We start from the raw sequence: 428 nt of genomic DNA on the forward strand, positions 1-428 counted from the left end.
GGGCGGTCGCCAGGCGACCGATCACCCGCTTGGCCACCTGCGGGGACAGGTAGGCGCCGCCGTCGGCCACGGCCCGCACACCCGCGATCAGCTCGCGCGGATCGCCCGATTTGATCAGGAAGCCGGTGGCGCCGCTGTCGAGCGCGGTGGCGATGTACTCGTCCTCGCCGAAGGTCGTCAGGATCACCACGGCGGTGTCGGGCGCGACCCGACGCAGCTCGGCGGTCGCAGCGAGGCCGTCCAGGTGGGGCATCCGGATGTCCACGAGCGCGACGTCGGGACGGTACTTGCGGGCCTGCTCGACCGCCTCGCGGCCGTCGGCGGCCTCGGCGACGACCTCGATCCCCGCGTCGGTGGACAACACGGCGCGCACGCCGGCCCGGATCAGGCGCTCGTCGTCGGCGAGCAGGACCCGGATGGGGGCAAGG

Annotated in this window: 1 protein-coding gene; it reads right to left on the reverse strand. The window is 74.1% G+C overall.

What is annotated here, in order from left to right; all coding sequences use genetic code 11:
- On the reverse strand, nucleotides 1–418 hold a 418-nt coding region (locus GT354_RS13475; RefSeq protein WP_161356542.1), incomplete at its 3' end, for a response regulator transcription factor.
- Between the last annotated feature and the right edge of the window lie 10 nt (nucleotides 419–428).

The organism is Streptomyces sp. SID3343 (assembly GCF_009865215.1).
GTDB lineage: Bacteria > Actinomycetota > Actinomycetes > Streptomycetales > Streptomycetaceae > Embleya.